Origin of the sequence: Nocardiopsis sp. MG754419 (assembly GCF_018207095.1) — a bacterium.
GTDB lineage: Bacteria > Actinomycetota > Actinomycetes > Streptosporangiales > Streptosporangiaceae > Nocardiopsis.
In genome coordinates, this window is the sequence record NZ_QOCZ01000035.1 from 22,510 (window position 1) to 42,992 (window position 20,483).

11 protein-coding genes and 2 rRNA genes are annotated in these 20,483 nt (G+C 67.5%); 8 read left to right on the top strand and 5 right to left on the bottom strand.

Going from position 1 to position 20,483, the window contains the following annotated elements; all coding sequences use genetic code 11:
* Positions 1 to 958 precede the first annotated feature (958 nt).
* From DSY14_RS09720 to DSY14_RS09740, 5 genes are all read right to left on the bottom strand, one after another.
* On the bottom strand, positions 959 to 1,660 hold the full coding sequence (locus DSY14_RS09720; protein ID WP_211716166.1) for a type II secretion system F family protein: 702 nt from the start codon (positions 1,658 to 1,660) through the stop codon (positions 959 to 961).
* A gap of 49 nt (positions 1,661 to 1,709) precedes the next feature.
* The gene (locus DSY14_RS09725; RefSeq protein WP_211716167.1) at positions 1,710 to 2,384 is read right to left on the bottom strand and encodes a type II secretion system F family protein; all 675 of its coding nucleotides are present in this window, start codon (positions 2,382 to 2,384) and stop codon (positions 1,710 to 1,712) included.
* On the bottom strand, positions 2,372 to 3,706 hold the full coding sequence (locus DSY14_RS09730) for a TadA family conjugal transfer-associated ATPase (RefSeq protein ID WP_249187606.1): 1,335 nt from the start codon (positions 3,704 to 3,706) through the stop codon (positions 2,372 to 2,374). Before DSY14_RS09730 ends, DSY14_RS09725 begins: the two co-directional genes overlap by 13 nt.
* Positions 3,703 to 5,124 (bottom strand): septum site-determining protein Ssd, encoded by a 1,422-nt coding sequence (ssd, locus tag DSY14_RS09735; RefSeq protein WP_249187607.1) that lies wholly within the window; start codon positions 5,122 to 5,124, stop codon positions 3,703 to 3,705. Before ssd ends, DSY14_RS09730 begins: the two co-directional genes overlap by 4 nt.
* A 1,120-nt stretch (positions 5,125 to 6,244) precedes the next feature.
* Positions 6,245 to 7,057 carry an oxidoreductase gene (locus DSY14_RS09740; RefSeq protein WP_211716168.1) on the bottom strand — a complete coding sequence of 271 codons (813 nt, stop codon included), beginning with the start codon at positions 7,055 to 7,057 and terminating at the stop codon, positions 6,245 to 6,247.
* A 205-nt stretch (positions 7,058 to 7,262) separates the two neighbouring features.
* Between DSY14_RS09740 and acs the strand changes: the two genes are divergently transcribed.
* The 8 genes from acs to DSY14_RS09780 all read left to right on the top strand — a co-directional run bounded on the left by acs (position 7,263) and on the right by DSY14_RS09780 (position 20,426).
* The gene (gene acs / locus DSY14_RS09745; protein ID WP_211716169.1) at positions 7,263 to 9,224 is read left to right on the top strand and encodes an acetate--CoA ligase; all 1,962 of its coding nucleotides are present in this window, start codon (positions 7,263 to 7,265) and stop codon (positions 9,222 to 9,224) included.
* A 203-nt stretch (positions 9,225 to 9,427) separates the two neighbouring features.
* The gene (locus DSY14_RS09750; protein WP_211716170.1) at positions 9,428 to 9,913 is read left to right on the top strand and encodes a phage holin family protein; all 486 of its coding nucleotides are present in this window, start codon (positions 9,428 to 9,430) and stop codon (positions 9,911 to 9,913) included.
* A gap of 10 nt (positions 9,914 to 9,923) precedes the next feature.
* Positions 9,924 to 10,832, top strand: coding sequence for an alpha/beta fold hydrolase (locus tag DSY14_RS09755; protein ID WP_211716171.1), 909 nt, complete (start codon positions 9,924 to 9,926; stop codon positions 10,830 to 10,832).
* A 7-nt stretch (positions 10,833 to 10,839) separates the two neighbouring features.
* Positions 10,840 to 11,343 carry a DUF309 domain-containing protein gene (locus DSY14_RS09760; RefSeq protein ID WP_211716172.1) on the top strand — a complete coding sequence of 168 codons (504 nt, stop codon included), beginning with the start codon at positions 10,840 to 10,842 and terminating at the stop codon, positions 11,341 to 11,343.
* Positions 11,344 to 11,884: 541 nt separating this feature from the next.
* Positions 11,885 to 14,314, top strand: coding sequence for a sodium-translocating pyrophosphatase (locus tag DSY14_RS09765; protein ID WP_211716179.1), 2,430 nt, complete (start codon positions 11,885 to 11,887; stop codon positions 14,312 to 14,314).
* Between the two features lie 234 nt (positions 14,315 to 14,548).
* Entirely contained in the window at positions 14,549 to 15,022 is a 474-nt protein-coding gene (locus DSY14_RS09770; RefSeq protein ID WP_211716173.1) for a histidine phosphatase family protein, read from the top strand.
* Positions 15,023 to 15,444: 422 nt separating this feature from the next.
* Positions 15,445 to 16,977 (top strand): 16S ribosomal RNA (locus DSY14_RS09775).
* A 354-nt stretch (positions 16,978 to 17,331) separates the two neighbouring features.
* Positions 17,332 to 20,426, top strand: a 23S ribosomal RNA gene (locus tag DSY14_RS09780).
* The 16S and 23S rRNA genes sit together here, the layout of an rRNA operon.
* The last annotated feature ends 57 nt before the right edge of the window (positions 20,427 to 20,483 follow it).

Sequence of the window (20,483 nt, forward strand, 5' to 3'; positions counted from 1 at the left end):
CCCCACGACACCCGTCGAGGGCTCGGTTCCCTGCCCTGCGTCTCGATCGGCGTCGACCGGGCGCGACCGCGGACACCTCTGGAGGGGCCGGGGCCGGGACCCACGTCCCATGAGCGCGGTCCGGCCCGGGGTGGCCTCGTCCTCACCGGTCGATTCCGCCCCGGGAGAGGCCGGACGACGTGCACCGGGGCGGGAGGGAGCCACCGGGTGGGCCGGTCCGGGCCAGGGCCGGTCGCGAGGGGACCCCGGCACAGGAACGGGTGCCGGGGCCCTCGTTCGTCGGAACGGGGGAGTGTCCACGTGGAGTCGGGATCAGTACGGTCGGCCCACCGCTGCGGGCGTGGGCGGGACGAGAGAGGAAACGTCCTGGTCACGACTTCGTCGCCCCCTGATGCGGCGGCCTTCGCCGTGTGATCATGAAGCGGGGCGCCCGGACGTGCCGGCACACGGTTCCGGGTGCCCCGCTCTGTGGTGCCGACCCGCTCCCCGAGACGTGGGGACGAACCGGTACAGGGGGTCGACCAGGTGCAGGGGCACGACCCGAGGCGCGGGTACGCGTCGTTCATCGGCGCAGGCAGGGTCGGGGCCCGAGCGCGACCCGGCCATGGTCACGACCGGCACCGTCTCCGAGCTGTGCGGGCGCCTCGACACACGTGTCCCGCGTCGCCCGGCGGCGGGATCGCGCGCCTCGTGGCACCTCTCCCGACCGCCGACGAGTACCCGTCCACACCGGAAGGTCGAACGCCACCCCGATACGCCGGGGTCTCGGCGACGCCGGTGTGTTGGGGGACTCCGCCCCGATCCCGACGGTGGAAGACCACCGCCCCAGCGACGCCCGGTGCCGGCACGCCGTTCGTGCCGGCCGCACCTCGGCCCCGGAGGCCGCGGACTCTGAAGGTCGCAGCCCCGGCAGGTCATGGCCACGTGGGGAGCCCGCGCCCGAGCTTCGCCCTCCTGACTAGGGGGCCAACGCCGACCCCAGCAACTCCGCGGCCATCGGCACCAGTCCGATGAGGACGAAGGCGGGGAGGAAACACAACCCCAGCGGAGCCACCACCAGTACCCCCAGACGTTCGACGCGCGCCGTGGCCCGGGCCCGCAGCGACCGGCGCAGATCCGACACGTGCCGGTCGAGCAGGTCGGCGACCGGAGCACCGGTGTCCGCGGCCCGCGCCAGGTCCCGACCGACCGCCACCAAGGGCTCGGGCAGGGCCGAGCGACGCCAGGCCGCGGTCGGTTCCGCGCCCAGCCGAAGCCGTTCGGCCACGGCGGCCAGTTCGGTCCCCAACGGGCCGCGTGCGGCGTCCGACACCGCCACCAGACAGGCCGGCGGAGTCGCCCCGGACCGGATCCCGGAGGCGATCAGGCCGATGAGGACCGGCAGGTCGCCGGTGATCGGGAGCCTGCCGGGTGCCGTGCGTGCCCGGGCCCCGCGCCACCACAGCCAGACCGCCCCGCCGAGCACGACGCCCCCGGCGACCGCCCCCAGGAGCGCCGTCACCGCGACCACCGCCACGGCCGAGGCCACCGAACGGGCCACGGGTCCCGCCGGTGCGATGCGCCTCGGCGTCGCCGGCCGCGGCGCGGGCCGCAGCCCGGACCCGAGCAGGACCCACACCGCGGTCGCCGCACACACCATCGTCATCGTCGCGAAGACCATCCTTCCCCTCCTCTCTGCGGCCACCGCGACCGTTCCGACCGCGGACCGTTCACTCGTGTTCCACGGCCCCCCGGACCAGGCGCAGGGTCCACCAGGCGCCGGCGACGTCCAACAGCAGGCCACCGCCCAGACACAGCAGGCCCAACGGCGTGGTGAGAAGGAACTGCCAGGGGGACCCGCCGAGCCCCGCCGACATCGCCAGCCCCACCAGGGGGAGCCCGCTGAGCATCAGCGCCGTGGTGCGGGGACCCGCCGTCCGTGCGGCGGCCTCCGCTCGCAGTTCCTCCTGCTCGGTGAGGTTGGCCGCGAGGTCGTCGACCACCGTGGCCATCCCGGCCCCGGTCTCCGACGCCACCTCCCAGCACACCGCGAGGTACGCCAGCGCCCACAGACCCTCCTGCCTCCGGGCCGTGGCCCGCAGTGACTCGGCGTCCGTGGGCTCTCCGACGTGTGGTCCGGCCTCGGCCGCGGCCACGCGGAGAGCGAGTTCGGGCGGCTGGCCGGCGCGCAGCTCGGCGGACATGACCCGGCAGAGCGTGATGACCGCCCGCCGACGTTCGGCGTCCTCCCGTCGGGCCGCCAAGGGTGACCGGAACCGTGGTGCCGACCAACGCCGCCGCGGCCGGGGCAGGAGCGCCGCCAACCGGTAGCGTCCGGTCCGTGGCGGCGACCACAGCAGTGCCGCCGTCAACGCGCACACCACCAGGAACGTCACCGTCGCCACCCCGGGCCCAACCGCTCGACCAACTCCGCAGCCCCCGGATGATCGATCCGCCGACCCTCGGCGGTGAACGTCACCGCGGGCCGGGCCCACACCAAACCGGAGGCCTCACGGTGCAGGGTCCGCACCTCGTCCAGCCGTCGTCCCCCGTGGTCCCGGACCAGGTGCAGGACGACCACACCGGTGGCGGCGAGTTGGCTGTGCACCGCGCCCCGGTCCATCCCCGCGGCGCACCCCATCGCCTCCACGCGCGCGGGGACCTCCCCGGCGCCGTTGGCGTGCAGCGTGCCGGCACCACCCTCGTGGCCCGTGTTGAGAGCGCCGAGCAGGGACACGATCTCCGGCCCACGAGCCTCACCGACCACGAGGCGGTCCGGGCGCATGCGCAGTCCCTGCCGGACCAGGGTCTCCAGGGTCACCTCGCCGCTGCCCTCGATGTTGGCCGGGCGGGTCTGCAACCGCACGACATGGGGATGGTCCGGACGCAGTTCCGGAGAGTCCTCCGCCAGCACGATGCGCTCGTTCGGTGGCACGAGCGACAGCAGAGACGACAACAGCGTGGTCTTGCCCGTACCGGTGCCACCGCTGACCAGGAAGGGCACACGACGGCCGATGAGAGCGCGCACCAGCTCGGCTCCGGACGGGGTGAGCGTGCCGCACTCGATCAGCCGGGGTAGGCCGAAGACACGGCTCGGTGGCATCCGCAGTGACACGCAGGCGCCCTCGACCGCGATCGGTGGCAGAACGGCGTGCAGGCGCGCTCCGTCGGGCAGCCGGGCGTCGACGTAGGGCGAGGCGGCGTCCAGCCGCCGACCGGCCCGGAACGCCAGCCTCTGGGCCAACCGGCGCACGTCGTCACCCGACCCGAAGCGCACGTGCTCGACCCGCCGCAGCCCCTCGCCGGTGTCCACCCACACCTGGTCGGGGCCGTTGACCAGGATGTCGGTGACGCCGGTGGTCATCAAGTCCTCCAGCGGACCCGCCCCGTGCAGGTCGGCGCCCAGCGTCCGGGTGAGGTCCAACATGTCGGTGCCGCCCAGGAGCGTGCCCTCGGCACGCAGGGCCGTCGCCACGGTGGCCGGGGTGATCGGGGAGCCGTCGGCCACGAACCGATCGCGGACACGCTCCAACAGGGCGCGGCGCTGCTCCGGCGAGACCGGCTCGGCCACCGACCCCTCCGGGGGCGGGCCCGTCCCGCGCGTCTCGCCCCGCGGCGGACCGGACCCGCGCGCCTCACCGTGCGCGGGACCCGTGGTGGGGGTCGAGTAGCCGTCGCCCTCGGCCGGAGAGGGGGAGCCCTGCCACAGCCGCTCGATCCGCCTCATCCCGCCTCCCGTGGAGTGGAGAACGCCCGCACCACCCGGTCCGCGTACCCGGCCATCGGGGATCGGGGGTGGCGAGCGGGTGCCTCCCCCGAGGACAGCGCCCTGGACAGGCCGGGTTCCGGCGGCAGCTCGGCGTCGAGCTCCACACCGAGGCTTCCCGTCACCACCGAGGGGGACAGGCCACCGCGAGATCCGCGCACCACCAGCCGGAGCCGGTCCGACTCACGCCGCAGGGCGCCGACCATGCGGGCGGCCGAGACCACCGCGTGCACGTCGGCCGGCACGACCAACAGCACCAGGTCGGAGTGGTTGAGGAAGACCCGGGTGGCGGGATCGAAGGACCGGGGCAGGTCGATCACCACCAGCTCGGAGCCGCGTCGGGCCGAGGTCAACACCGACCGGGCCGCGCCCACCGGCAGGGCGTCCCCCTGCCCGTCGGTCCCGCGCGTCCAGGTCAGCACGTCCACCAGGCCCACGCGGGGTAGCCCCTCCCGGAGCGCACGCCACGGCGTGCGGGAACGCTGGTTCACGAGGTCGTGCCAACCCGTGCGCGGGCTTCGGGGCGTGTGGTCACAACCCAGATAGACGTCGGGTCCGCACCCCAGGGGGTCGGCGTCGATGAGGGCGGTGGAACGTCCGGCGCGCTCGCCGGCCAGCGCAAGGGCTACTGCGAGCAGACTGGTCCCGGCTCCACCACGTCCGCCCATGATCGACACGGTGGGCGCGGGCCGACGCTCGCCGACCGAGGCGAACAGTTCGACGAGCAGCCCCTCGTCCCGGGGGAGCAGGTAGACCATCGGCTCGCGCGCACGGGCACGGCCCACGCCCGCCACGGAATCGGTGCGGACGATTCCCGTTCCGGTGTCCGTGGATCCGTCGACCGGTGGGCCGAGCCCGGCCGCGTCCGTGCCGACGGCCCGCGTGTCGACGGACCCCCTGACGGGGGCCATCGCATCCGGGCTCGCCGTGGCGGTTCGTGGGTCTTCGGTGTCCACGGACGTGGCGGAGCGGGGCCGACCGCCACGGAAACGGGGCTCGCGCGACCCACCGGTCGGTGACCCTCCGTCCCCGGACCGGCCCTCGACGAAGCGGGTGTCACGCGCCCGCCCCTCGTGGGATCGGCCGCCGCGCGATCCGTCCGCGCGCGCTCCGGCCTCGTGCGTTCGCCTGTCGGGGGAGCGATCGGCGATCACCAGCGGAGGATGCGCGGGAGGGCCCGCGTCACCGAAGACCTCGCGCAGGGTGTGCCGCAGATCCCCGCCGACCACCAACAGGGGTGTCCGGGGTCCGTCGTTGAGGGCCCGTTCGGGGTCCGAGGCGACGGTGACCTCGGTGACGGCCGCGGTGGCCAGCCGGAGGAGGTCGTCGAGGAGGGCGGGGTCGTCGGTGACGAGGAGGGGGCGCTGCGGAACGTCCATCGGACCTCCGGTGAGGGCGGGAACCTGCCCTCTCGACCTTGGTCGACGACGGATCGCGAAAGAAGGGGGATGCGCGGATCTGTGGATAACCCCGCGGACCGTCGAGGGACACTCGACCGGCCGCGCCGACTCACCCCGACGCCCGGAGAACCGCGCCGACCACTGCTGGTCGGGGCGCTTCCCCCTCGGTCGAACCCACGGAAGCCTCGGGAGGGATCGGGAGGGAAGAGTGCGGGTCGATCGACCCGGGTGGACAGGGCCGCCGCGGGCTCAGCCCGTACTCCTGCGGGATCCGCCGCGATGGCCGCGAACACGCCGGCGACCGCGGTGGCCTCACCCGACGGCGGGACACACGTACGGGGGCGTGGCGTGTGTCCCTGCCCGTCAGGCGAGGTGGAGCGGAGACGACGGGCCCGGCCCCAGAGGGGGATCTGGGGCGGCCCGGGTCCGGCCCTGGGGGGACGGGTCGGCTGTTCCGCTCTCCTGGGAGAGGTCGGCGGGAGTGGTCATCGAACCCCCGCGACCTCGGAGGTGGTCCGAGGAAGCACGGTGTCGCGAAGAACGGTCGTCCGAACCGGCTGAGCAACCGGTCCGTATTACGACGGTAACTCGAATAGGCCGCACCGTCTCGATTTTCACCGAGGACGCCGTACTTCGTCTGACTTCCGGGAGAGACGTTACCACGAGAGTTGCGTATGGGTTCGGGAATCCAACAGAAAAATTTCGGTCAAGCATCTATTCGACGTACGGACGACCGGCGTACAAAGAAAGCAGTTGGTGGCGCGCGAGTCACCCCGACCCAGGAGCGGGAACCCACGCCTCGCTGGGCCCCATAGGGCCTGTCCAGGCCTGGTGGAACGGGGTTCCACCAGGTCGGACCAGATATTAGTGACGCTTGCTAACCCGCGTCCCCAGGGCCGGAAACGGCGCCCCGGGTCAAGGCCCGAGGCGCCGTTCGACGTGCGCGTGCAGAGGCACGTAGCAAACCCGAAACATTGTCCAACGTTCAAGCGTGATCGAACCGGTATCGAATGGCTGGGCTACTTGCCGGTAAATGGCGGGTTTTAGCAACTTGGCGGCTTTCCCGCGCAACGTCCGTCCCGGATCTCGCCGAGGTCGGTCACCCTCGTTTGAGGGCCTCACAGGTCGCCAGTGAGTCCTGGGCGCCGGTGAACACCGCACGACAGCAGTACACGACCCAGGCGGCGACGCCTTCGGGGGTGCCCTCCATGTATCCGCGCAGCGCCGGACCGTACTCGTCCCTCAGCGTCCGGTGGCCGAGCTCGGACGCGACCAACGACTTCGGGTCCAGGCCGCGCTCGATCAGCGTCAGCCGCTCCGCGGCGCGCGCCACCAGGCCGTCTCCCCAGCCGAACGGGCGGATCGCCATCAGTTCCCCGTGCACCAGCGACGAGGTCACGAGCGCGGGGACCGTGGTGCGGGCCTCCAGCAGCCGGTACAACCCCTCCAAGCGAGCGGAGGCGACCACGGCGCTCGGCGCGGGTCCCAGCTCCAACGGGTCCTCGACCCGTTCGCCCTCCAGGCGGGGGCGGCCCAGCGCCTCCTCGGCGACCGCGTCGGCGGCGGCCAGCGTGTGCAGTCGCGCCAGCGTCTGCCGGGGGGCCTTCGGCCAGGTGTCCACCATGCCGCCCAACTCGGCGCCGACACGCAGGGCCCCCTTGATCCGGGTGTCGTAGACGTGCCCCTCGCGGATCTCGTCCATCGAGACCTCGGCACCCTCCAACGCGGCCGACGCGCACGCGCCGCGCAGGGAGGACTCCAGGGACACGTCGTTGCTGCGCCGACGCAGGATCCGGTGATCCCGCAGCCGGTCCACCAAGGTGCGGGTCTCATCGACCGCGTCGCTCACCCCCGGCAGCGCGGCGATCCGGGACAGTGGGTCGGGCAGGGAGGCAGAACTCGATTCGCTCACGTCGACCAACACTACGCGCCGGTAACTCCGGCCGCCCACAGACCCGGCCCGGCCTGCCGGGACCGTTCATCGCGGACCGGCGACCGCTCGTCGACCGTTCGTCGCGCACCCGGCCCTCACCGCCGCTGGACCACGGCCCGGCTGTTCACGAGTCCTGAACCCCATGATTAATTGGGTGTTAACCGCCAACGTAAGGAGAATCACAGTGGCCGACAGCACTCCCCCGAGCCAGGAGACACTGTCCAACCTTCTCCACGAGACACGTAGCTTTCCGCCGCCCGCGGACCTCGCAGCGAACGCCAACGTCAAGGCCGACGCCTACGACGCCGCGGACGCCGACCGGCTCGCGTTCTGGGAGGAGCAGGCCCGGAGGCTCGAGTGGGACCGGCCGTGGGACTCCGTCCTGGACTGGAACCCGCCCTACGCGCAGTGGTTCGTCGGTGGCAGGCTCAACGCCTCCGTCAACTGCGTGGACCGCCACGTCGAGGCGGGTCTGGGCGATCGCGCCGCGATCCAGTGGGAGGGCGAGCCCGGCGACAGCCGCACCCTCACCTACGGCGACCTCAAGGACCAGGTCTCCCAGGCGGCCAACGCCCTGACCGAACTCGGTGTGGGCAAGGGCGACCGCGTCGCCATCTACATGCCGATGATCCCGGAGACCGTCGTCGCCATGCTGGCCTGCGCCCGTATCGGCGCCGTGCACATGGTCGTCTTCGGCGGGTTCTCCGTGGACGCCCTGGGCCAGCGCCTCGACGACAGCCAGGCCAAGCTCGTCATCACCGCCGACGGCGGCTACCGGCGCGGCAAGCCCAGCGCCCTCAAGCCCGCCGTCGACGGCGCCGTCGCGGACCGTCCCGCGGTCGAGAACGTCCTCGTCGTCCGCCGTACCGGCCAGGACGTCGAATGGACCGAGCGTGACGTCTGGTGGCACGACATCGTCGGTGGCGCGAGCACCGAGCACACCCCCGAGGCGCACGACGCCGAGGACCCGCTGTACATCATGTACACCAGCGGGACCACGGCCAAGCCCAAGGGCATCCTGCACACCACCGGCGGTTACCTCACCCAGGCCTCCTACACGCACTGGGCGGTCTTCGACCTCAAGCCGGAGACCGACGTCTACTGGTGCGCCGCCGACATCGGCTGGGTCACCGGCCACTCCTACATCGTCTACGGGCCGCTCTCCAACGCGGCGACCGTCGTCATGTACGAGGGGACCCCGGACACCCCGCACAAGGGCCGGTTCTGGGAGATCATCGAGAAGTACAAGGTGACCATCGCCTACATGGCGCCCACGGCGATCCGCACCTTCATGAAGTGGGGCGACGAGATCCCCGCCGAGTACGACCTGTCCAGCCTGCGCGTCATCGGCTCGGTCGGTGAACCGATCAACCCCGAGGCCTACGTCTGGTACCGGGAGAACATCGGCGGTGGGAAGACCCCGGTCGTGGACACCTGGTGGCAGACCGAGACCGGCGCCATCATGGTCAGCCCCCTGCCCGGTGTCACGTCCGGCAAGCCCGGCGCGGCGATGCGCCCCGTGCCCGGCATCGTCGCCGACGTCGTGGACGAACAGGGCGAGTCCGTGCCCAACGGCGAGGGCGGCTTCATCGTCGTCCGTGAGCCGTGGCCCGCCATGCTCCGCGGTATCTGGGGCGACGACCAGCGCTACCGGGACACCTACTGGTCGCGTTTCGAGGGGCTGTACTTCCCCGGGGACGGTGCCAAGAAGGACGAGGACGGCGACCTGTGGCTGCTCGGCCGCGTGGACGACGTCATGCTCGTCTCGGGCCACAACATCTCCACCACCGAGGTGGAGTCCGCGCTCGTGTCCCACCCCAAGGTCGCCGAGGCAGCGGTGGTCGGCGCCACCGACAAGGTGACCGGTCAGGCCATCGTCGGCTTCGTCATCCTGCGGGGTGGCCTGGAGTCGGTCCCCGACGCGTTGGTCCAGGAACTGCGCGACCACGTGGGCGGGTCGCTCGGACCGATCGCCAAGCCCGCGCGCCTTCTCGCGGTGCCGGAACTGCCCAAGACCCGATCCGGCAAGATCATGCGGCGTCTGCTGCGCGACATCGCCGAGAACCGGGACATCGGGGACACCTCCACGCTGACCGACTCGTCGATCATGGACGTGATCGCCAAGCAGCTGCCCTCGGCCCGGTAGAACGATCCGACACGCGGTCGGACGACCGGCGGATCCACGACGCCCCATCCCCGTTCCCGGGGGTGGGGCGTCCGTGATCGCCCACCCGCGGGCGGAAGCGAAGCCCGTCGTTGTGCGTGCCGTGAGAGACATCAGTGGTACGGCATGTGCGAGGATGCGGAGGATCATCCACGTGTTCGGACCGAGGGAAAGGAACCCCCACGATGGTGGACAAGCCGGGTACCGGCCGACCTGGCGATGCCGGCGACCCCGAACGTTCCATCGGTGAACTGGTCACCGACGCCACCGACAACCTCTCCCACCTGGTCAAGCTGGAGATCAGGCTGGCCAAGCTCGAAGCCAAGGCGGACGCCGCCCGGATCGGCAAGAGCATCGGTGAGTTCGGCGCCGCGGGTGTCGTCCTGCACCTCGTCGCGATCCTCTTCTCCGTCACGGCCGGGTTCTTCCTCGCCGAGGTGTTCGGCTGGCAGTACTGGACCTCGTTCCTCACCGTCACCGGCTTCTACCTCCTCATCGCCCTGATCTTCGTGCTGGTCGCCGTCATCAACCTGCGCCGCCGCCAGGGCCTGGCCCGCACCGCGGTCACCACGTCACGCCTCCTGGGCATCCTGCGCGGCGAGATCCGTCCGCCCAAGGGCGTCGTCGACACTCCCGCCGGCAGCGAGTCCCCCGCCGCCACGAACAGTTAGTCGTCCGCGGGTGCTGGACGACGCGGTCGCCTACGTGGACGGCCCCTGGACACACCGCACGGTCGGCGCCGCCGGAGCCCGGTTCCACGTGGCCGAGCTCGGCGAGGGCCCGCTCGTTCTCCTCCTGCACGGCTTTCCGCAGTTCTGGTGGGCCTGGCGCGACCAGTTGGTCGACCTCGCCGCCGCCGGACACCGGGCCGTCGCGGTGGACCTCAGGGGTTACGGGGCCAGCGACAAGACACCCCGCGGCTACGACCTCGTGGGCTTGGCCCAGGACATGGCCGGTCTGGTCCGCGCCCTCGGCTCCGCCGACGCCATCGTGGTCGGACACGGAGTGGGCGGGTTGGTCGGCTGGACCATGACCGCATACCACCCCGGAGTCGTCCGCGCCCTGGCGGTACTCTCCGCACCCCATCCCCGCCGTGCCGCGCGCGCCCTGTTGACCCCCGGAGCGGGTGCCGGACACATGCTGCGCGCCCAGGTGCCGATCCTTCCCGAACACCGCCTGCTCGCGGACGGCTGCGTACGCGTCGGGGCGTTGCTCGACGCCTGGTCGGGCCCCGGTTGGCCGGACCGCGAGACCGAGGAACGCTACCGGCTCGCCTTCTCGATCCCGAAGGTCTCGCACTGTTCGCTGGAATCCCACCGCTGGATCTTCCGTTCCCTGTGGCGGCCGGACGGGATCCGCTACGCCCACCGCATGCGCCACCCGGTCCGGGTCCCCGTCCTCCAACTGCACGGTTCCCTGGACCCGGTCTGCCCGCCCGAGGTCGCCCGGACCTCCGGACGGTCGGTCGCGGGACCCTATCGGTGGGAGACGATCGAGGGCGCCGGACACTTCCCCCACGAGGAGCGGCCGCGTCGCGTGAGCGAGGCTCTCGTAGGGTGGGTGCGGGAGTCGGACGGTGAACGGTGGTGAGGCGACGATGACGACACGAACCGAGGGCGGACGGGATCGCAACGAGACCGGCCAGGCACAGAACCAGCGACCCCGCGACCGTTACGGGCGCCCGATGCCCCACGGAAGCCGTGGTGAGGTCGAGCGCGTCCCCGACGACGCCGAGTTCACGGTGGAGGAGGGCCTGACCGAGGCCCAACGGCTCCTGGACCAGGGGTACGCCTTCACCGCCCATGAGGTGCTCGAAGCCGTCTGGAAGGCGTCCCCGGAATCCGAGCGCGAGCTGTGGCGCGGTCTGGCGCAGACCGCGGTCGGGGTCACCCACGCCCAGCGCGGCAACCGCGTGGGCGCGGCCCGACTCCTGCGGCGGGGCGCCGGCCGGGTGGAGGTGTTCGGGCCGGAGGCCCCGCACGGTGTGGACGTGGCGGGGATCGCCGCGTTCGCGCGGGGGTTGGCCGACGACCTCGACTCCGGTCGCGCGACGTCCGGTGAGGGCATCGATCCCTCGGGCATGCGGCTCCGCACGGCCTAGTTCCGTCTCGACCGAAACCCCGTGCCCCCGTTGGGGGAGCGGGTTCGTTTGTGACTCCTGAGACTGCTGTGTCCCCTGTTTCTTAAGTGACGTGTTCCAAGTTCATGCTTCTATGCGCACTTAATCGTTTACATGGCGTTAACGTACCATGCAAAGTTATTTGAGTTAAAAAAGACCGCGAAATCCATTAATCCGTATTTTCAGATCACCATGGGGTCACATCTTCGAGCGCACTTGGGAAAATGGCGAACGGGGCCCTCTCATTTATTCTTCCGCGTGCGTACAATCCCCGGATCACCGCTCGCGGGGACGTCACGCGGGCGGCGTGCACCACACGGAAAGGTGGCACCGCTTCGACCCCGACGCGCGTACCTTCGCCCCAGCTCAACAGCATTGTGGGCGGTGAAACGCATCCGGCGGTGCGCGGCACCGGAGCCCCAAGGGCCGCTGTTCCGCACACCTTCGAGGACGGGGCCGAAAAGGATGCTCCCGTCTCAAGGAGGACGGATTGTCTGGGCTCAACCTGGCCACGGAAAGTGGCATGGCCCTCGCACTGGAAGGCAGGGACCTCACCCTCGTCATCCTCGTCATGGTGGTCGCGCTCCTCGCGCTCGCCGTCGCGGGGATGCTCGTACGTGAGGTGCTCGCCGCCGGTCAGGGCACCGAGCGAATGCGCAACATCGCGGCCGCGGTGCAGGACGGCGCCGGAGCGTACCTGAAACGACAGTTCCGCACTCTCGCGGTCTTCGTCGTCGTCATCCCGCTCCTACTGCTCCTACTGCACGCGGACACATGGGCCATCGCCATCGGCCGCTCCCTCTTCTTCGCTCTCGGCGCTCTGCTCTCCGCGGCCACCGGCTTCATCGGGATGTGGCTCGCGGTCCGCGGCAACGTCCGTGTGGCGGCCGCGGCCCGCGGAGGCGGAGAGAACGACGGTCGCGTCGCGATGCGCATCGCTTTCCGCACGGGCGGTGTCGCCGGCATGATCACGGTCGGCCTCGGCCTGCTCGGTGCCGCGCTCGTCGTCCTCATCTACCGGGAGAACGCGCCCATCGTCCTGGAGGGCTTCGGCTTCGGCGCGGCCCTCCTCGCGATGTTCATGCGTGTGGGCGGCGGCATCTTCACCAAGGCCGCCGACGTGGGCGCCGACCTCGTCGGCAAGGTCGAACAGGGTATCCCCGAGGACGACCCCCGCAACGCCGCCACCATCGCCGACAACGTCGGTGACAACGTGGGCGACTGCGCGGGCATGGCCGCCGACCTCTTCGAGTCCTACGCGGTGGTCCTCGTGGCCTCGCTCATCCTCGGTCGGGTCGCCTTCGGTACCGAGGGCCTGGTCTTCCCGTTGTTGGTCCCGATGATCGGCGTCATCACCGCCATCATCGGCATCTTCATCGTCGCCCCCCGGGCGAAGGACCGGAGCGCGATGACCGCGATCAACCGCGGTTTCTTCATCTCCGCGGCCATCTCCGCTCTCCTGGTCACCGCGACGGCCTTCTGGTACCTGCCCAGCAGCTTCGACCAGCTGCAGGGGGTCAGCGACTCCGTCCTCGACGAGATCGCCGCCGCCGGAACGAATCCGGACCCGAGGTTCATCGCGATCGCCGCGGTGCTCATCGGTCTGGTGCTCGCCGCCACCATCCAGCTCCTCACCGGCTACTTCACCGAGACCGACAAGCGTCCGGTCAAGGACATCGGACAGAGCTCCGAGACCGGTGCCGCCACCGTCATCCTGTCCGGCATCTCCGTCGGCCTGGAGTCCGCGGTCTACTCCGCCCTGCTCATCGCGGGCGCCGTCTACGCGGCGTTCCTGCTCGGCGGAGGCTCCATCACACTCAGCCTGTTCGCCGTCGCCCTGGCCGGGACCGGGCTGCTCACCACCGTCGGCATCATCGTCGCGATGGACACCTTCGGCCCCGTCTCCGACAACGCCCAGGGCATCGCCGAGATGTCCGGCGACGTCGAGGGCAAGGGCGCCGACATCCTCACGGGCCTCGACGCCGTCGGCAACACCACCAAGGCGATCACCAAGGGCATCGCGATCGCCACCGCGGTCCTCGCTGCCACGGCGCTGTTCGGCGCGTTCCGCACGTCGGTCCAGGAACGGCTCGGCGACGGTGAGATCTTCTCGCTGTCCCTGGACAACCCGGACGTCCTCGTCGGCGTGATCATCGGCGCGTCCGTCGTGTTCTTCTTCTCCGGGCTGGCCATCATGGCGGTCGGCCGGGCCGCCCAGCGGGTGGTCCTGGAGGTCCGCAACCAGTTCCGCACCCGTCCCGGCATCATGGACGGCAGCGAGCAGCCCGAGTACGCGCGGGTCGTCGACATCTGCACCAAGGACTCGCTGCGGGAGCTGGTCACCCCTGGTCTCCTCGCGGTCCTCACACCCATCGCCGTCGGGTTCGCCCTCGGATACGCGCCGCTCGGCGCCTTCCTCGGCGGTGCGATCGCGGCCGGTGTGCTCATGGCGGTGTTCCTGTCCAACGCCGGTGGTGCCTGGGACAACGCCAAGAAGCTCGTGGAGGACGGCCACCACGGCGGCAAGGGATCGGCCTCCCACGAGGCCACCGTCATCGGCGACACCGTCGGCGACCCCTTCAAGGACACCGCGGGCCCCGCCATCAACCCGCTGCTCAAGGTCATGAACCTGGTCGCGCTCATCGTCGCGCCCACGGTCGTGATGTACGCGGACAACGTCGTGCTGCGTGTGGGCGTGACCGTGGTCGCGGTCGGCCTGTTGGTCGGCGCGGTGCTCTGGTCGAAGAACCGGGGCTCCGGTACCGAGACCGACCTCGCCGAGATCGATGGCCGATCCACGCCCAAGGGCGCACCCGAGGCCGGCGGGGACACCGGCGTCACCGAGGGCGCAGGGTCCACGGCCGGCGACGAGACCGTCGACACCGGCGAGGGTGACGCCACAGAGGAAGGACGCAAGGAGGAGGCCCGGGCAGGGGACACCCGAAAGGGCTGACGATTCAGATCCCGAGTGAACAGGGGATCTCCCCTCGATAACTCATACGCGAGCGGCCGTCCGGGACCCCCGGGCGGCCGCTCCGCGTCCGCGCCTACCCTGGTGGAACGGACGTCGGTGCGAAGAACAGGGGAGTGGTGTCGGGGTGTCCGGTGCAAAGGGTCTGATCGTCATCCTGGGGGCCATGCTGGGCTTCATGGGGCTGATGGCCGTCGTCGCCACGGTGGTGTCGCCATGAATCGCACGCTTCTCCTCATGCGCCACGCGAAGGCCGAGGACGGGTTCGGGATGGCCGACGTCGATCGTCCACTGAGCGACAAGGGGCACCGGCAGGCCGAGCGGGTCGGTCGACTCCTGAGTGAGGAGGGGTACGCGCCGGACCACGTCATCTGTTCGTCGGCCGAACGCACGCGCCGGACCCTGGAAGGCGTGCTCACGGCGATGGACCTGAACCCGGGGGTGGACCACACCGAGGCGGCCTACCTGGCGGGTCCGGACAGCCTCCTGGATTTGATCACCTACGTGGACCCCGGAGTGAGGACCCTCCTGGTGGTCGGTCACAACCCGACCATCGCCCAGGTGGCGGCCTCCTTCGTCGGCGACCAGGCCCTGGCGGCCTTCAGCCCGGCCACGGTCGCGGCCGTCGACCTGGAGGTGGAGTGGCTCTACACGGCGCCAGGGATGGGCTCCGGACGCGTCCTCAACTGATGTGACGCGCGACACGTGGGTCTGTGGTTGCTTCACCCCACCTCGAGGGGTAATGTTCTCCGAGTCGCCTCCGAACGGTCCAAGACCGCCAGGGGGGCTAGATCCTCTCGATCGAAACGAGCACGGTATCTCCGTGAGCGTGATCAGATCTTCGAGTCAGACACTTTCTCTTCTTCAACCGAAATGGTTCGGGCACTCCCCGAGACATGTAGGATGACGAGAGTCGCTTCGAAAAAAGCCCCGCGGAAACGCGCAGGCCGTAACGGAGCACACGGGGTCCTTTACCCCGATCGGGAATACCGAAACCGCCAATTCGACGTGTAGGGTTCCTTTGATTGGTCACGAGAGTGATCGGTCAGGATTTCTTCTAGGTTTGCCCGCCCAGGCACGATCTTCGGGTCGCCGGGTCGGGCTGAGTGACCTTTATGGAGAGTTTGATCCTGGCTCAGGACGAACGCTGGCGGCGTGCTTAACACATGCAAGTCGAGCGGTAAGGCCCTTCGGGGTACACGAGCGGCGAACGGGTGAGTAACACGTGAGCAACCTGCCCCCGACTCCGGGATAAGCGGTGGAAACGCCGTCTAATACCGGATACGACCCTCCGCCTCATGGTGGTGGGTGGAAAGTTTTGTCGGTCGGGGATGGGCTCGCGGCCTATCAGCTTGTTGGTGGGGTAAAGGCCTACCAAGGCGATTACGGGTAGCCGGCCTGAGAGGGCGACCGGCCACACTGGGACTGAGACACGGCCCAGACTCCTGCGGGAGGCAGCAGTGGGGAATATTGCACAATGGGCGAAAGCCTGATGCAGCGACGCCGCGTGGGGGATGACGGCCTTCGGGTTGTAAACCTCTTTTACCACTCACGCAGGCTCCGGGTTCTCCCGGGGTTGACGGTAGGTGGGGAATAAGGACCGGCTAACTACGTGCCAGCAGCCGCGGTAATACGTAGGGTCCGAGCGTTGTCCGGAATTATTGGGCGTAAAGAGCTCGTAGGCGGCGTGTCGCGTCTGCTGTGAAAGACCGGGGCTTAACCCCGGTTCTGCAGTGGATACGGGCATGCTAGAGGTAGGTAGGGGAGACTGGAATTCCTGGTGTAGCGGTGAAATGCGCAGATATCAGGAGGAACACCGGTGGCGAAGGCGGGTCTCTGGGCCTTACCTGACGCTGAGGAGCGAAAGCATGGGGAGCGAACAGGATTAGATACCCTGGTAGTCCATGCCGTAAACGTTGGGCGCTAGGTGTGGGGACTTTCCACGGTTTCCGCGCCGTAGCTAACGCATTAAGCGCCCCGCCTGGGGAGTACGGCCGCAAGGCTAAAACTCAAAGGAATTGACGGGGGCCCGCACAAGCGGCGGAGCATGTTGCTTAATTCGACGCAACGCGAAGAACCTTACCAAGGTTTGACATCACCCGTGGACCTGTAGAGATACAGGGTCATTTAGTTGGTGGGTGACAGGTGGTGCATGGCTGTCGTCAGCTCGTGTCGTGAGATGTTGGGTTAAGTCCCGCAACGAGCGCAACCCTTGTTCCATGTTGCCAGCACGTAATGGTGGGGACTCATGGGAGACTGCCGGGGTCAACTCGGAGGAAGGTGGGGACGACGTCAAGTCATCATGCCCCTTATGTCTTGGGCTGCAAACATGCTACAATGGCCGGTACAATGGGCGTGCGATACCGTAAGGTGGAGCGAATCCCTTAAAGCCGGTCTCAGTTCGGATTGGGGTCTGCAACTCGACCCCATGAAGGTGGAGTCGCTAGTAATCGCGGATCAGCAACGCCGCGGTGAATACGTTCCCGGGCCTTGTACACACCGCCCGTCACGTCATGAAAGTCGGCAACACCCGAAACTTGTGGCCTAACCCTTCGGGGAGGGAATGAGTGAAGGTGGGGCTGGCGATTGGGACGAAGTCGTAACAAGGTAGCCGTACCGGAAGGTGCGGCTGGATCACCTCCTTTCTAAGGAGTCTTTCACAGGTCGGCTTTTCTTCTACTGCCGGCCGGACTCGAAAGTGGACCTTCGGCCCCGTTTCTCGGGGTGCGAGGGAGTGGCTTGAAGTGAATCGGACCTGGCCCCTGGCGACTAGAAGCGTCGGGGGGCGCGCTGTTGGGTGTCTGAGGAAGCAATCTCGGTCATCGACCTCTCCGTGAGTGGGGGGTGGGTGGTCTGGTTGGTTCCCATCGCCACCCCCGGGAACTCCCGTGGCCGTGGATCCTCGTGTTCGAGGGTGCGCGGTCGTGGTGTGAGGTAGTGGGGTTCGTGGTCGGTGTTTGATTTGTGAATAGTGTGCGCGAGCATCTAATTATCTGTAGTGGCCAAGTGATAGTGGCACACGGTGGATGCCTTGGCATCAGGCGCCGATGAAGGACGTGGGAGGCCACGATAGGCCGCGGGGAGCTGTCAACCGAGCTTTGATCCGCGGGTGTCCGAATGGGGAAACCTAGCCCGAGTTGTGTCGGGTTGCCGCCATCTGAATGTATAGGGTGGTCGGTGGTGACGCGGGGAAGTGAAACATCTCAGTACCCGTAGGAAGAGTAAACAACAGTGATTCTCCTAGTAGTGGTGAGCGAACGGGGAAGAGGCTAAACCGTGCGCGTGTGATAGACGGCAGTCGTTGCGTGTGCGGGGTTGTGGGGTGCATCTGTTCGGGTCTGCCGACCCGGAGCGCTGAGGGTTCTTCTAGCTGAATCCGTTGGGAAACGGTACCGGAGTGGGTGAGAGTCCCGTAGGTGAAGGAAGAGTCTAGGTGTTGATGTTCTCCCGAGTAGCGCGGAGCCCGAGAAATTCCGTGTGAATCTGGCAGGACCACCTGCTAAGCCAAAATACGTCCTGATGACCGATAGTGCACTAGTACCGTGAGGGAAAGGTGAAAAGTGCCCCGGTGAGGGGTCGTGAAATAGTACCTGAAACCGTGTGCTGTCAAGCCGTCAGAGCTGAAGCTTGTCTTTGGTGATGGCGTGCCTTTTGAAGAATGAGCCTGCGAGTCATGGTGTGTGGCGAGGTTAACCCGGGTGGGGTAGCCGTAGGGAAACCGAGTCTGAATAGGGCGTTGGAGTCGCATGCTGTGGACCCGAAGCGGAGTGATCTACCCATGTCCAGGGTGAAGCGGGGGTAAGACCTCGTGGAGGCCCGAACCCACCAGAGTTGAAAATCTGGGGGATGAGGTGTGGGTAGGGGTGAAAGGCCAATCAAACTCCGTGATAGCTGGTTCTCCCCGAAATGCATTTAGGTGCAGCGTCACGTGTTTCTTGCTGGAGGTAGAGCTACTGTTTGGCTGATGGGCCCGACAAGGTTACTGACGTCAGACAAACTCCGAATGCCGGTGAAGTGAAGCGTGGCAGTGAGACTGCGGGGGATAAGCTTCGTAGTCGAGAGGGAAACAGCCCAGATCATCAGCTAAGGCCCCTAAGCGTGTGCTAAGTGGGAAAGGTTGTGGAGTTGCCCAGACAACCAGGAGGTTGGCTTAGAAGCAGCCATCCTTTAAAGAGTGCGTAATAGCTCACTGGTCAAGTGGTTCTGCGCCGATAATGTAGCGGGGCTTAAGTACACCGCCGAAGCTGTGAAGCCTGAGATTTTGTCTCGGGTTGGTAGGGGAGCGTCGTGCATCCGGTGAAGCCTCCGAGTGATCGAGGGGTGGAGGGTGTGCGAGTGAGAATGCAGGCATGAGTAGCGAAAGCAACGTGAGAAACGTTGCCGCCGATTGACTAAGGGTTCCTGGGGCAGGTTAATCCGCCCAGGGTGAGTCTGGACCTAAGGCGAGGCCGACAGGCGTAGTCGATGGATAACGGGTTGATATTCCCGTACCCGTGCACGAGCGTCCAGTACCGAGGCTTTTGATGCTAACCACGCTGGTTCTTGGTGGTTCCTTCGGGATCCGCCTCTGGATCGGTCTGGGACCCGATTTTGTAGTAGGTAAGTGATGGGGTGACGCAGGAGGGTAGCTCTACCCGGCGGTGGTTGTCCGGGGGTAAGCGTGTAGGCCGGGGGGTAGGTAAATCCGCCTTCCGTTGAGGCTGAGACGTGATGCCGAGCCGTTTTTGGCGAAGTGAGTGATCCCATGCTGTCGAGAAAAGCCTCTAGCGAGTTCGTGTGTGGCCAGTACCCTAAACCGACGCAGGTGGTCAGGTAGAGAATACCGAGGCGTTCGGGTGAACCATGGTTAAGGAACTCGGCAAATTGTCCCCGTAACTTTGGGAGAAGGGGAGCCCTGTCCGGTGAAGGATCTTGCATCCGGAGCTGGGTGGGGTCGCAGATAGCGGGGGGAAGCGACTGTTTATTAAAAACACAGGTCCGTGCGAAGTCGTAAGACGCTGTATACGGACTGACGCCTGCCCGGTGCTGGAACGTTAAGAGGACCGGTTAGTGAGGGTTCGCCCTCGCGAAGCTGGGAATCTAAGCGCCAGTAAACGGCGGTGGTAACTATAACCATCCTAAGGTAGCGAAATTCCTTGTCGGGTAAGTTCCGACCTGCACGAATGGCGTAACGACTTCCCCACTGTCTCAACCATGGGCCCGGTGAAATTGCACTACGAGTAAAGATGCTCGTTTCGCGCAGCAGGACGGAAAGACCCCGGGACCTTCACTATAGCTTGACATTGGTGTTTGGGATGGTTTGTGTAGGATAGGTGGGAGCCGGTGAAGTCGTCACGCTAGTGGCGGTGGAGGCGTTGGTGAAATACCACTCTGACTGTTTCGGGCATCTAACTTTGGACCGTGATCCGGTTCGGGGACAGTGTCTGGTGGGTAGTTTAACTGGGGCGGTTGCCTCCCAAAGAGTAACGGAGGCGCCCAAAGGTTCCCTCAGCCTGGTTGGTAATCAGGTGTTGAGTGTAAGTGCACAAGGGAGCTTGACTGTGAGACGGACGTGTCGAGCAGGAGCGAAAGCTGGGACTAGTGATCCGGCACCGGCGTGTGGAAGCGGTGTCGCTCAACGGCTAAAAGGTACCCCGGGGATAACAGGCTGATCTTCCCCAAGAGTCCATATCGACGGGATGGTTTGGCACCTCGATGTCGGCTCGTCGCATCCTGGGGCTGGAGTTGGTCCCAAGGGTTGGGCTGTTCGCCCATTAAAGCGGCACGCGAGCTGGGTTTAGAACGTCGTGAGACAGTTCGGTCCCTATCCGCTGTGCGCGTTGGAGACTTGAGAAGGGCTGTCCCTAGTACGAGAGGACCGGGACGGACGAACCTCTGGTGTGCCAGTTGTCCTGCCAAGGGCATGGCTGGTTGGCTACGTTCGGGAGAGATAACCGCTGAAAGCATCTAAGCGGGAAGCTTGCTTCGAGATGAGGTCTCCTGCCTCCTTTGAGAGGGTAAGGCTCCCTGTAGACGACGGGGTTGATAGGCCGGGTGTGGAAGCCCTGTGAGGGGTGGAGCTGACCGGTACTAATAGGCCGAGGGCTTGTCCGCTGCAGATAATTGGTTGCTCGCGCATGTTGTTCACGAAGCTTTCCCGCCCGTGGCTCCC